This is a genomic window from Yersinia vastinensis (assembly GCF_902726565.1).
Classification (GTDB): domain Bacteria; phylum Pseudomonadota; class Gammaproteobacteria; order Enterobacterales; family Enterobacteriaceae; genus Yersinia; species Yersinia vastinensis.
Genome location: NZ_CACVAF010000013.1, coordinates 56223 through 68804, shown reverse-complemented (window position 1 = coordinate 68804; position 12582 = coordinate 56223). Strand labels below are relative to the sequence as shown.

Here is a 12582-nt window from a genome sequence, read left to right as displayed (position 1 = left end):
AACCGTCGTTGAACAAACACGGTTAATAATACAAAACAGCTGATTAACCAGTTACTATTGGGCAATTCTTTTTGTTTGATGTAATGAGTGCAAATTGCAACGAGGCTTTAATGAATAAATTAATGTGGGGCGCAGCAGCGCTGATTGTGACTGCAACACTGGTTGGCTGCAACCAACTAACCCAGTACACCCTGAGCGAGCAGGAAGTTAATGACTATCTGCAAAAACATAATAACTATGAGAAACAGATTGGTATTCCGGGTTTGGTTGATGCCCATATTACCCTGACCCAATTACAAAGCCAGATTGGCCGCGCCGAACCCGGTAAAGTGACATTGACCGGCAATGCTAAAGTGGATATCACCTCAATCCTCGGCCCGCAAACTGCCGATATGACACTGACGCTAAAAGCACAGCCAACATTTGATCGCGAAAAAGGCGCTATTTTCCTAAAAGACATGGAGTTGACTGATTATCAGGTTAAACCGGAAAAAATGGATTCAGTGATGAAAGCACTGACCCCCTATTTAAATCAGTCGCTGAAATCCTATTTTGATCAGCAGCCCGCTTATGTATTAGACGGTGAGAAGAGTAAAGCTGAAGCGATGGCGAAAAAACTGGCGAAAGGCTTAGAAGTGAAGCCGGGCCAATTAGTCATCCCACTGACTGACTAACTCTACGGCCGGCTTATTATAGATAGATTAAATCTGGAGGAGATCGATATTACTCCTCCGGGTTATCTTCCTCAGATAACTCATCCCACATCGCTTGCAATGCTTCTCGGCTCAACTGCGCTAGGGTGCGATAAAAACCGGTAGTTGCATGGGCTTCAACTTTCCCCAAAAAACGACCACACCAAGGCAACAAATAGTCGTTAAATAGCGCGATCTGTGCTGCGACTTCATCTTCAGCCGCTTGATCTTCCAACCAGGATGCCGCAAGCAATAACCCACCAAAATGGTCCGTTGGTCCGTCACCTAACGGCATGCCACGTTGCTGTAAAAAGGCTCTAACTTCAGCCTCTGGACAAGCCTCCTCATAATCAGAACCATAAGGTGAAACGCTGCGTTCTTCACCCACAAACAGGGCCTTATAATCCGCAATCAAAGTATCTGGCTGGTACTCTTGCTGCAAACGGGCGAGTAATTCACTCTGCTCCAGTGGCCAATGCTGTTCCAATTTACCCTGACTTATCAGGACAAAAAGTGGCTCCAACAACGGATCTTGCGGCTGGCGATAAAATAGTGACCCCAAAATGCGGCACACCAGAGAAAAATCATTCATTTCTATATCCCTGTTTCTTTTATATTTTTTAAACCATAATAGTGACAACGTCACATAAATAGCTAAAGGTCCGCTAATTCAGGAATTGCAGGGCAACCACGCTGTTCAAGAAAATTGAGCAGACGACGCGGACTGACATTTAAAATTCGGTCTTGCGGGAAATCCACTTCAGCAATAATTCGTTCGCAGTGCTCAAAAATTCCCAATGAATAAGCGATATGAGAATCGGAACCAAGCGCCAACCACCCACCCGCATCACGAACAGCTTCGGCAATCGCACGGCAATTGTCTTCACTGCCTTTACGTGAATGTGTAAAAGATGAATTATTTAATTCCAGAGCAACATTACATTTTGCCGCTGCTTCAGCAATAGCTGTAATATCAACGGGATATTTAGGATTTCCGGGGTGGCTAATAATATGCACATTCCCCTGTTCCATGGTCGCAATCATGGCTTGGGTATTGGCAGCCCTATCTTGAGGTGGGAATACAGGTTCATGGAACCCAGCAATTAGCAGGTCGATAACATCGAGCATTGGCCCGGTACAATCGATGTCGCCCTCTAGATTTTTGATATTCGCTTCAATGCCACGCAAAATGCCGACACCATCAACCAAGCGTGGCCACACTCGCATATTCATGAAATGCCAATAATGCGGGGCGTCAGCCATATCCGGGCCGTGGTCGGTAATGGCAAACAGCTTGATATTCTTTAGTTTAGCTTCGGCGATATAATCGTGCAGGGTGCTGTAAGCATGAGTACTGGCAATGGTATGCATATGTAAATCAACAGGATACATGACTACTCCACAAAGTCTTTTCAGGCGGGACATCATTTTTGCAGGCAAAGCATAGTCCGCTAATGATAGCAGGAATTCTTCTCATCAACAGCGCTAAAAACCTCGCCTGCCCATCCCTATAGCCTTGGGAGGTCTTGAATCAGTAACCCCGTGCCACATCAACCAACCCGACAGGTTCCCTGCCCGCCTCAATGGCGCGAATGTTAGCAACCACCTGATCCATTGCCGCTTCCGGTAACGTTACCGCCGCAATGTGTGGCGTGATGGTAATCCGCGGGTGGCTCCAAAAAGGATGCATCGAAGGTAAAGGCTCCTCGGCAAACACATCTAATGTCGCGGCGGCAACTTTACCTGCACTCATTGCTGCCAATAAATCTCGCTCTAATAGATGGGCACCTCGAGCAATATTAATGATATAGGCATTAGCATTCAGTTGTGAAAAGAGCGACTGATTAAGGATACCGGCCGTTTCTGGCGTGTTCGGTAAGAGATTAATCAGTAATTGTGTCCCTTGAATGAACGCGGGTAGTTTCTCTTTACCCGCGAAACTGCTCACGCCATCAATTTGCTTTGGGGTGCGGCTCCAGCACCGGACGGTAAAACCAAACTCTGCCAGTTTGTGGGCAACACTTTTCCCTAAGACACCCGCGCCGAGAATACCCACCGTAAATTTATCATGCTGGTGTGGTTCTAGCGGCTGCCACAGTTTCTGTTGTTGTTGTAGCTGATACTCGTCCATTCGACGGAAATAGCGTAATACACTGGCAACAACATACTCCTGCATTTGCAAAGACATTCCCGTATCTTCTAGCCGAACCAATGGTACTCCGGCGGGTAATGTCCCCGGATAGCGACGCTCTTGGTCCAAAATGGCATCCACTCCGGCTCCCAGAGCAAAGACCCCTTTCAATTCAGTGCGTTTAGCCAACATTTCCTGTGGAGGCTGCCAAACAAGCGCATAATCAGCGGGTTGCGTATCACCACGTCGCCATTGCCTAATATTCGCGGTGGGTAGACGAGATTGCAGCCCTGATAACCACGGTTTTGCTTCAACAAACGGGTGATAAAAAATAATATTCATTATTTGCCAGCTCCTTGCGAAAGTCCCTTTAGATTTCCGCGATTAACGTTAGGATGCAAGTGCTACTCACAAGAAATGCCGATGAAATCAGCAAACTGCTGCAACTTTAGCTAAACAGTGACAAAGCGAACATAAGAGGGTTGACGCTGGCCGCACTTTTGCCTACATTACGCCGGTCGACAACGTATAACGCGGTTGATAGTTGTAACACGGTGAGGTGTCTGAGTGGCTGAAGGAGCACGCCTGGAAAGTGTGTATACGTGTAAGCGTATCGAGGGTTCGAACCCCTCCCTCACCGCCATATTTAAAGCAGTTAATAAGCGGCAATCTAAAGCAAGTTTGGTGTTTTATCCCATGTCTTGCTGTTCAGATTGCCGTTTTTTTTACCTTCTATTTCCTCTTAAATGTTGGCCACTTTTATAGACACAAGTGGACTACCAATTCTTCTCGGTATAAACAATAAATATCTCTCTCTAATTACAAATTCCTTTATTATTAATTGATTATGCTGTTCGTTATCATTGCATGTTACAACGTGGAGGCACTTTCTTTTTTGAAACATAAACCACGGAGAGATAAAACATGGAGAGGTATATTAGTGCATTATTATTATTTTCCTGCTTCAATTCTGTATTTGCTGCTCCATTTATCGTCGCGCATCGGGCAGGAACCGCAGAACATCCTGAAAACACCCACCATGCCATCAGCATGGCACTACAAAATGAAGCTGATGTTATTTGGCTAAGTGTTCAGTTGAGTAAAGATGATATCCCTGTGCTGTACCGCCCCAGTGATCTTAACAGCCTCACGGATGGTAGTGGCTTTGTTTCTCAATATTCTTGGGATGAGTTACAGCAATTAGATGCCGCATATAGCTTTCATATTAATAACTTATATATCTATCGAGGAAGAGGCATAAAAATACCTTCATTGCAGCAAATTCTCCGCACTTACCCTGAAACGAAATTCATTCTTGATATTAAATCACCCAATGCAGATCCAATTATCATGGCTAATATTCTTGATAAGACCATCAAGGAAACAAATTCTCACGATAGAGTGATATTTTATTCTACCGACAAAAAATATCTAAAAGCCCTGCCCCATGACATTCGTAAATTTGAATCACGAAATTTGACCCGGAACATCCTAGCGAATGCAGTAATGGCCAATAACTGCAAAATAAATAAACGCTCCGAGAGCATGTTAAGCCACGGACCTGATAAGTACCATGCCTTTGAATTAAGGCGTGATGTGAAAGTTGTCGAGAAATACACCCTTGGCAAAGGCTCATCACAAGCGCAATTGATTTGGAATCAGCAAGCAATGGCATGCTTTAAAACAAATAATGACACCAAAATTCTGCTGATAGGTATCAATTCTTATGATGACTACCAATTGGCAGAAAACTTAGGCGCAGATTATGTCATGGTGGACTCCCCTGCCGTAGCCAGAAATTGGCGTTAAATGGGGATAACTTGCCTGTGAATTCTTCTATATGAGCGCAGAATAACCAGATGACAAACAACGAATAAATACTGCTTGACCATCAGGCTGTCGGTCACTATAGTACCGCCCCGTTGCAGTGCATAGCGCGGTAACGAAACGGTGAGGTGTCTGAGTGGCTGAAGGAGCACGCCTGGAAAGTGTGTATACGCGTAAGTGTATCGAGGGTTCGAACCCCTCTCTCACCGCCATATTCGAGCAAAAGGCTCTGACGAAAGTCAGGGCCTTTTTCTTTGGAATGTAGTCTGCATTCTGCACAATCATTATGTGCGTCGATGTTTACCTTTCGTGACGCGATCCCCAAGAGGGGAAAACGACATTAACCGGCTATAAACCACTTGATTGCGCCCTTGATTCTTAGCCTCATACAGCGCTTCATCGGTGACTTTTAATGCTTTTAACATCGACATTCCCGGTAAATAGAGAGAAGCACCAATGGAGATAGTTGCTCTTACTTTTCTCCCGTCATGTAAATCTACCACTAAATCTTCAACCCGTTGTCTGATACGTTCCGCAACGGCTTTAATCGCTTGCGGCTCATGGCGGTGAGTAATAATAATGAACTCTTCCCCCCCATAACGGCCAACAAAATCCTCATCCCTAACTGCCGTCATCAATAACTTTCCTACCTCTGTCAGCAGGATGTCTCCGACGTTATGTCCATAGGTATCATTGACTGATTTAAAATGGTCAAGATCTAAAATCATCAAGCCACACGCCTGTCGCCTGTTATGAATCGTCGTTAGCCGATTGTCAACACAGGCTCTATTATTCAACTGTGTTAATTTATCGATATTCGCCCGGTTCTGCATCGCGAAATAGGCATAAATATGACGTTCTTTAAAATTCAGCGCATGGTAGCAAATGGCTAAACAGGAGACAGAAATCAGTTGATAAACCACCACCTGCGTCCAGACAAGTAAGTGAGGAACAAATAAGAAAGCGGCAAGAGTTCGATAAATAGCGATGAGAATAATGGTGGTATAAAAAATACGATTACTCTTTTTCTCCCATACTTTGGAGAACAATATAGGAATAAAAATTAGCATTATTAATAAGTTATCTATATTAAACCAACCGCTAAAAGCGAAGTTTATCATCAACGCAGTCAAGCTACTTAGCCAACCACCATAAAAAGTGACTAATATAATTGGGATCAATTCGAAGCTGAAGAAGAATGAGTCGGAAATAATCCACTGATCTTGATTAAGGTAGAGTGAAACCGCCCCCGCAACAAGACCAAACACGACACGTTTCCAAACATCACCATCAAAGGAAAAAGCGCTGTTTTTACTTAAGGCAAAATAACTGATCGAGAGTGTCGCGTAGGTTACACAAGCATCTCGGTATAACGTTGACAGAGATTCTAATTCACTCATGGCGTAGCGTCAGTCCTTTGAATTTTAAGTATTGATTTCGACCAACATAGATGTTGCCAACTTATTACTGCCATAAAATCGCATTCTAAATTGAAGTTATTCATTTGAATCCCTAAACATTAAATTTAGCTAATAGCCACCGTTGCTCATCTACATCTTAGCTGTGCGGTAACCTTTATTCCTGAATAATTTCATTATGTGTTAGCTTCCAGACTTCCGGTTACGCGTTATCGTCAGATCACTTAATTCCGACCAGATAATACTTATTACTCAATTTTGGACTCTTGGGCTTAAAATAAGGCAATATCTAAGATAATGTTCACTTTCTATTTAACCATAGCGAAAAAACACATACCCAATAGGGTTCTGTTCATTTAAACCACTTTATTAAACGGACAGTTATCTACATTTCTATCAGAGATTGATATACATCTAGATCTCTTCGCATCAATTGGCGTATCGTTGTTATCAGCTACTCGAGACGGACCCTTATTGGCCCGCCATTTATTTTGTCTTTTCTTTATTTGGTTTGCACCTTAGATGAAAACGCACGGAATTAACGGCATTAGGCCGTTCAGCGCGCTTATTGACGCTTGCTGGCGAGAAACCTATACACTTCAACGACTTCTCAAAGATATTATTGCCGGTGTCACCGTCGGTATCATTGCCATCCCGCTGGCTATGGCACTGGCTATTGCCAGTGGTGTTCCGCCGCAGTACGGCTTATATACCTCGGCTATCGCCGGGATCGTTATCGCTGTCAGCGGCGGTTCGCGCTATAGCGTATCTGGCCCAACAGCCGCCTTTGTGGTTATTCTTTATCCCGTTTCACAGCAATTTGGTTTGGCTGGCTTATTATTAGCCACATTAATATCAGGTATATTTCTACTGTGCATGGGGCTGGGCCGCCTCGGGCGTTTAATCGAATATATTCCATTATCCGTCACATTAGGTTTCACCTCAGGCATCGGTATCACGATTGCCACCATGCAAGTAAAAGATTTCTTTGGCTTGCACATGGAAGAAGTACCCGAAAATTACGTTGGCAAAGTTGCCGCACTGGCACAATCGCTGCCCACGATTAATCTCAGTGACACGCTAATTGCGACCGTAACGCTGATGGTACTGATCCTATGGCCACGATTAAAACTAAAGTTACCGGGTCACTTACCGGCTTTAATCGCAGGTACTGCCGTGATGGGGTTGCTATCGTTATTTGATTTTCAGGTGGCGACCATTGGTTCACGATTTGGCTATTTACTGGCTGACGGTAGCCAAGGCCAAGGTATCCCCCCCATTCTGCCGCAGTTTGTCTTACCTTGGCATCTTCCCGCAGCAAATGGGCAAGAATTTGTTCTGAACTGGGCGACACTCTCCGCACTGCTCCCTGCTGCCTTTTCGATGGCGATGTTGGGAGCAATAGAGTCATTGTTATGTGCTGTGGTACTTGATGGTATGACCGGGCAAAAACATCATTCAAATAGTGAATTAGTGGGGCAAGGGTTAGGCAATATGGTCGCCCCATTCTTTGGTGGCATCACCGCTACTGCCGCTATTGCTCGGTCAGCAGCAAATGTCCGCGCAGGTGCGACATCGCCGGTGTCCGCCATTGTTCATTCCCTGTTGGTGCTGCTGGCCTTATTAGTTCTGGCTCCTATGTTGTCTTACTTACCACTGGCGGCCATGGCCTCTTTGCTCTTAATCGTGGCCTGGAACATGAGTGAGGCTCATAAAGTTATCGATCTGCTGCGACGTGGCCCCAAAGACGACATTATCGTCATGCTGCTATGTATGAGTTTGACGGTGCTATTCGACATGGTGATTGCTATTACTGTGGGGATTGTACTCGCTTCATTGTTATTTATGCGCCGTATTGCCCGTATGACACGGCTGAGCGAAATACCGTCAGATAGTGATGAGCAGACGCTGATATTGCGAGTCAATGGGCCACTGTTCTTCGCCGCGGCTGAACGCATATTTAATGAGTTATTAAGCCGCAGTGAGCATTATCAGACCATTATTCTGCAATGGGATGCTGTGCCGGTTCTGGATGCCGGTGGCTTAAATGCGTTTCTACGCTTCACAGAAGCGCTGAATGAACATCAGCAACTCGTCATCACGGATATTCCTTTCCAGCCACTGAAGACGCTGGCAAGAGCAAGAGTGAAGCCGATTGAGGGTAAGCTGAGTTTTTATGGATCATTGCCCGAAGCGCTAGAAGCGCTACACGCGAAAAGTTAACCCGTTTAGCATCAAAAAAGGCAGTGTCGAAACCGACACTGCCTTTTTATTTATTCGTCTCAGCACCTAGGTTGAGAGATATTTACTTGCTGGTATCCAACTCCGGGAAGCTTTTGACCAAATCATCAATCGCTTTCATCTGCACCAAGAACGGCTCCAGTTTGTCTAATGGCAATGCTGACGGGCCGTCACATTTAGCACTGTTGGGTTCGGGATGTGCTTCAATGAATAACCCAGCCAAACCAACGGCCATACCTGCACGAGCCAGTTCAGCCACTTGAGCACGGCGCCCACCAGATGCTGCACCAAAGGGATCACGGCACTGCAATGCATGAGTCACGTCAAAAATAACAGGATGCCCCCCCGTCGCTTTCACCATGACATTGATGCCCAACATGTCTACCACCAGATTGTCATAGCCAAAGTTACTGCCGCGATCACACAGAATAACTTGATCATTACCGGCTTCTTTGAACTTCTCGACAATGTTACCCATCTGGCCTGGGCTGACAAACTGAGGTTTCTTAACGTTGATAACCGCACCCGTTTTAGCCATTGCCTCGACTAAATCGGTCTGGCGAGCCAAAAATGCGGGCAATTGGATAACATCAACAACTTCAGATACGGGTTGTGCCTGACTCGCTTCATGCACGTCAGTGATGACTTTTACGCCAAATGCACTTTTCAGGTCCTGGAAGATGCGCATCCCTTCTTCCAGACCGGGGCCACGGTAAGAATGAATCGAAGAACGGTTGGCTTTGTCAAACGAGGCTTTAAAAACGTAAGGAATGCCCAGTTTTTGGGTCACGGTGACGTAATGCTCGCAAATGCGCATCGCCAGATCACGGGACTCAAGCACATTCATACCGCCAAACAGCACGAAAGGCAGGTCGTTCGCTACGTTGATATCGCCAATGCTAACCACTTTCTGTTTCATACATATACCTTTATAAAGGGTAAATCGAGATTAATTACAACGAGTTAGACGCAGCCAGCAAAGCCATATTCTTGTGGCTATTCAGTGCTGCATCTTCGCTAGAGAAAGAGAATCAGTGCAACGTCACCCGCTGTTGCTCAATGGAGTGGATCTGCATTTTTATCATTTCAGCAATGGGGTCTTCTGGGCACTGCTCAACAAAATAGCTTAAATCAGAGATAGCAATGTGGTTGCAATCCAACTGCGCATAAATCAGGCCACGGTCGCGAATTTCATAAGGGTCATCGGGGTCAAAAGCCAATACCGCTTCACTGGCACGCAAAGCCAGCTCCATCTGCTTCTCTTCCATCAGCGCCGCTTTCAGCGTATCAAGCATTTTGCGCACAATCAGTGTATTTTCCGCCTCTTCCAGATCTTCATCTTCCAATTCGGCACTCAATCCCAAGTTGCCTTTGATCCACACTTCCAGCATATGCTCGTTCAGTGTTTCACCGTTCAGCGGGTTAATCAGCCACATCTCTTCATCTAACCAATCGGCACGAAGGATTAATTGGGTTGGAAAAATCACCGGCATCAACGGTAAATCTAATTGATGAGCAATATGCAGGAAAATAACACCCAGTGACACCGGTGTCCCCTGCCGTTTATCCAGCACTTTATCCAGCCAAATGGCATCAGAGAGGCGATAGACGCCCCCTGCACCACCAAATTTCCATTGGCGGTAAAATAGATCGATAAGCACTTCTAATTGCTGATCCTGATTGAGACCCTCGGGCATTGCCGCCCGCGCATCATCGACAAGCTGTTGCAGTTGATTGCGCACATCAGCCAGTGGAAAATTCTGTCGAATCTCCTGGGTAACCAGTAACACTCCATCACACAGGGACGCGTTGTTAAATTCGAAATCAGCAATACTACTCATAAATATCCCATCAGCAGTGGTAACTTAGTTGTTGCCAGTTTGACAATTAAATACAGGCAACCCAATGCGAGTATAAAGGCAAGCCAGCGACTTTTCTGGCTGCGGGTTCGCTTACCTAATGCGACATAGCCAAGCAGGATATAGATAATAACGCCAAATAACTTTTCAGTCAGCCATGTTCCTTGCGGGCTGAAAGGGTAAAAACCAGTAATAAAGATCAAGACAATACCGCTGACAAACAGCAACGTATCATTGATATGCGGCGTTATTTTTACCCAGCGTTTCTCCATCATAGCCGAACCGCGACATTTCCAGAAGAAACGTAGTACGAACAGCGTAATACTGATGACCACTGTGAGTAAATGTAAATACTTCATGGCGATGTAATCAATCCACATAACAACTCCCATTGCGTTGGGTATCTATACTCGTCAAACTTAAAGCCGCCGGCCTGCAACTCAAATTATTTAAAGTATATTCAATACGAAAAATTTAATTAAAACGGGATTTTTCTTGATTAAACGCCCCATTGTCCCAGTGTAACACGATCATTATTACCATAATCTTTATACGTCATTACTGCGCTAAATCCTGAATTCTTAAGTAATCTCTGTACTGCCTCAGCTTGCTGCCAGCCATGTTCCAACAGCAACCATCCCCCAGTTTCTAAATATGCTGGAGATTGTCGAATAATTTCGGCCAAATCTGCTAAACCTTCAGCCGGGGCCACCAGCGCACTGTGCGGTTCATAGCGAACATCACCTTCATTAAGGTGAGGGTCATTGGCATCGATATAGGGGGGGTTACTGGCAATAAGAGTAAATTGACCACTCACCGATTCAAACCAGCGACTCTGCACAAAATGTACATTCTTTATCGCCAGTTTTTCTGCATTGTGTCGAGCCAGCGCAACAGCATCAGCGTTTATATCACCCCCCATGACAGTGCAATCGGGCCGTTCACTGGCGATAGCCAAAGCAATAGCCCCTGTGCCCGTTCCTAAATCCAGAATGTGACAGGGAGTGGCGGGGAGATGCGCCAACGCCTGCTCAACCAAACACTCGGTGTCTGGACGCGGGATCAATGTGGCGGAGGAAACACTCAATGGCAGTGACCAAAACTCACGCTCCCCGACCAGATAAGCTATCGGCTCCCCCTGTTCACGCCGGGCTGCCAATGGCTCCAAGATGGCTAACTGCTCGCTTGTCAGCACTGTTTCACCGAAAGCCAGCAAATAGGTGCGTGCGCGCCCGGTGACAAAACTCAACAAGATCTCAGCGTCACGCTTTGGGCTGTCACTTTGATTAAAACGGGCTGCCGCTAGCGACAGCCACTGCTGATAATCCATTAGTCTTGCTCAGACAACGCAGAGAGCTGATCCGCTTGATATTCCTGCACAATCGGCTGGATCAACATATCCAGTTTACCTTCCATTACTTCATCCAGACGATAAAGTGTCAGGTTGATACGATGATCAGTGACACGCCCCTGCGGGAAGTTATAAGTGCGGTTGCGATCTGAGCGGTCACCAGAACCTAACAAATTACGGCGCTCAGAGGCTTCGGCCAATTGACGTTTTTGCATTTCTGCTGCACGGATACGAGCCCCCAACACTGACATCGCCTTGGCTTTATTCTTATGTTGTGAGCGCTCGTCCTGACACTCCACCACAATCCCGGTCGGGATATGGGTAATACGGATGGCCGAATCCGTGGTGTTAACGTGCTGCCCCCCCGCGCCTGATGAGCGGAAGGTATCAATGCGCAAGTCGCCAGCATTGATTTCCGGCATCTCAGCTTCAGGAATCGCAGGCATCACTGCCACAGTACAAGCCGAGGTGTGAATACGCCCCTGCGACTCGGTTTCTGGCACACGCTGAACACGGTGACCACCTGACTCAAATTTCAGTTGCCCAAAGACCCCCTCACCGGAGACTTTAGCTATCACTTCTTTATAACCACCATGCTCACCTTCACTGGCGCTCATAATCTCAACTTTCCAGCGGCGCGCTTCAGCATATCGGCTATACATACGGAACATGTCTCCGGCAAAAATAGCCGCTTCGTCACCGCCAGTTCCAGCGCGAATTTCCAGGAAGCAATCACGTTCATCGTCAGGATCTTTTGGCAGCAATAATAGCTGCAATTGCTGTTCCAGCTCTTCACTCCGAGCTTTGGCTTCTTTTAGTTCTTCCTGTGCCATTTCACGCATTTCAGGATCTTCGAGCATCATTTCTGCTGCTTCAAGATCATCTTGTACACTGCGCCATTCTTTAAAACAGCGAGTGACATCGGACAATTGCGCATATTCACGTGATAACGCGCGGAAACGGTCTTGATCAGCAATAACGCTGGCATCGCCAAGGTGCGCCAGCACTTCTTCGTGGCGCTCTTGTAACGCTTCCAGTTTGGCAACAATAGAAGACTTCATCC

At 46.1% G+C, this 12582-nt stretch carries 12 protein-coding genes and 2 tRNA genes; 5 read left to right on the top strand and 9 right to left on the bottom strand.

Features of this window, described 5'->3' with window-relative positions:
• Positions 1-110 precede the first annotated feature (110 nt).
• Positions 111-674 carry a lipoprotein gene (locus HUZ92_RS17505; RefSeq protein ID WP_050098186.1) on the top strand — a complete coding sequence of 188 codons (564 nt, stop codon included), beginning with the start codon at positions 111-113 and terminating at the stop codon, positions 672-674.
• A 49-nt stretch (positions 675-723) separates the two neighbouring features.
• Here HUZ92_RS17505 and HUZ92_RS17500 read toward each other — a convergent pair whose 3' ends face one another.
• From HUZ92_RS17500 to ghrA, 3 genes are all read right to left on the bottom strand, one after another.
• A complete protein-coding gene (locus tag HUZ92_RS17500; RefSeq protein ID WP_145579564.1) occupies positions 724-1284 on the bottom strand; it encodes a TorD/DmsD family molecular chaperone in 561 nt (186 codons plus the stop codon).
• 62 nt (positions 1285-1346) lie between these two features.
• Positions 1347-2084: a phosphatase gene (locus HUZ92_RS17495; RefSeq protein ID WP_050098188.1), complete on the bottom strand. Its 738-nt coding sequence runs from the start codon at positions 2082-2084 to the stop codon at positions 1347-1349.
• A 139-nt stretch (positions 2085-2223) separates the two neighbouring features.
• Positions 2224-3165, bottom strand: coding sequence for a glyoxylate/hydroxypyruvate reductase GhrA (gene ghrA / locus HUZ92_RS17490; RefSeq protein ID WP_050098189.1), 942 nt, complete (start codon positions 3163-3165; stop codon positions 2224-2226).
• Between the two features lie 211 nt (positions 3166-3376).
• Between ghrA and HUZ92_RS17485 the strand changes: the two genes are divergently transcribed.
• From HUZ92_RS17485 to HUZ92_RS17475, 3 genes are all read left to right on the top strand, one after another.
• Positions 3377-3466: transfer RNA gene (locus HUZ92_RS17485), tRNA-Ser, on the top strand.
• Positions 3467-3747: 281 nt separating this feature from the next.
• A complete protein-coding gene (locus tag HUZ92_RS17480) occupies positions 3748-4632 on the top strand; it encodes a glycerophosphodiester phosphodiesterase family protein (RefSeq protein ID WP_128450980.1) in 885 nt (294 codons plus the stop codon).
• Between the two features lie 140 nt (positions 4633-4772).
• Positions 4773-4862: transfer RNA gene (locus HUZ92_RS17475), tRNA-Ser, on the top strand.
• Positions 4863-4934: 72 nt separating this feature from the next.
• Here the strand turns inward: HUZ92_RS17475 and HUZ92_RS17470 are convergent.
• The gene (locus tag HUZ92_RS17470; RefSeq protein WP_050098191.1) at positions 4935-6050 is read right to left on the bottom strand and encodes a GGDEF domain-containing protein; all 1116 of its coding nucleotides are present in this window, start codon (positions 6048-6050) and stop codon (positions 4935-4937) included.
• A gap of 540 nt (positions 6051-6590) precedes the next feature.
• Here HUZ92_RS17470 and dauA point away from each other — a divergent pair.
• Positions 6591-8291 (top strand): C4-dicarboxylic acid transporter DauA, encoded by a 1701-nt coding sequence (dauA, locus tag HUZ92_RS17465; protein WP_050098192.1) that lies wholly within the window; start codon positions 6591-6593, stop codon positions 8289-8291.
• An 82-nt stretch (positions 8292-8373) separates the two neighbouring features.
• Here the strand turns inward: dauA and kdsA are convergent, their stop codons facing one another.
• From kdsA to prfA, 5 genes are all read right to left on the bottom strand, one after another.
• A complete protein-coding gene (kdsA, locus tag HUZ92_RS17460) occupies positions 8374-9228 on the bottom strand; it encodes a 3-deoxy-8-phosphooctulonate synthase (protein ID WP_050098193.1) in 855 nt (284 codons plus the stop codon).
• Between the two features lie 112 nt (positions 9229-9340).
• Positions 9341-10150 (bottom strand): invasion regulator SirB1, encoded by an 810-nt coding sequence (gene sirB1 / locus HUZ92_RS17455; RefSeq protein ID WP_050098194.1) that lies wholly within the window; start codon positions 10148-10150, stop codon positions 9341-9343.
• On the bottom strand, positions 10147-10548 hold the full coding sequence (locus tag HUZ92_RS17450; RefSeq protein ID WP_050098195.1) for a SirB2 family protein: 402 nt from the start codon (positions 10546-10548) through the stop codon (positions 10147-10149). The genes sirB1 and HUZ92_RS17450 overlap by 4 nt, the downstream gene beginning before the upstream one ends.
• Before the next feature lie 119 nt (positions 10549-10667).
• Positions 10668-11498 carry a peptide chain release factor N(5)-glutamine methyltransferase gene (gene prmC / locus HUZ92_RS17445; protein WP_050098196.1) on the bottom strand — a complete coding sequence of 277 codons (831 nt, stop codon included), beginning with the start codon at positions 11496-11498 and terminating at the stop codon, positions 10668-10670.
• Complete coding sequence (prfA, locus tag HUZ92_RS17440) at positions 11498-12580, bottom strand: peptide chain release factor 1 (RefSeq protein ID WP_050098197.1); 1083 nt, start codon at positions 12578-12580, stop codon at positions 11498-11500. Before prfA ends, prmC begins: the two co-directional genes overlap by 1 nt.
• Positions 12581-12582: the final 2 nt, after the last annotated feature.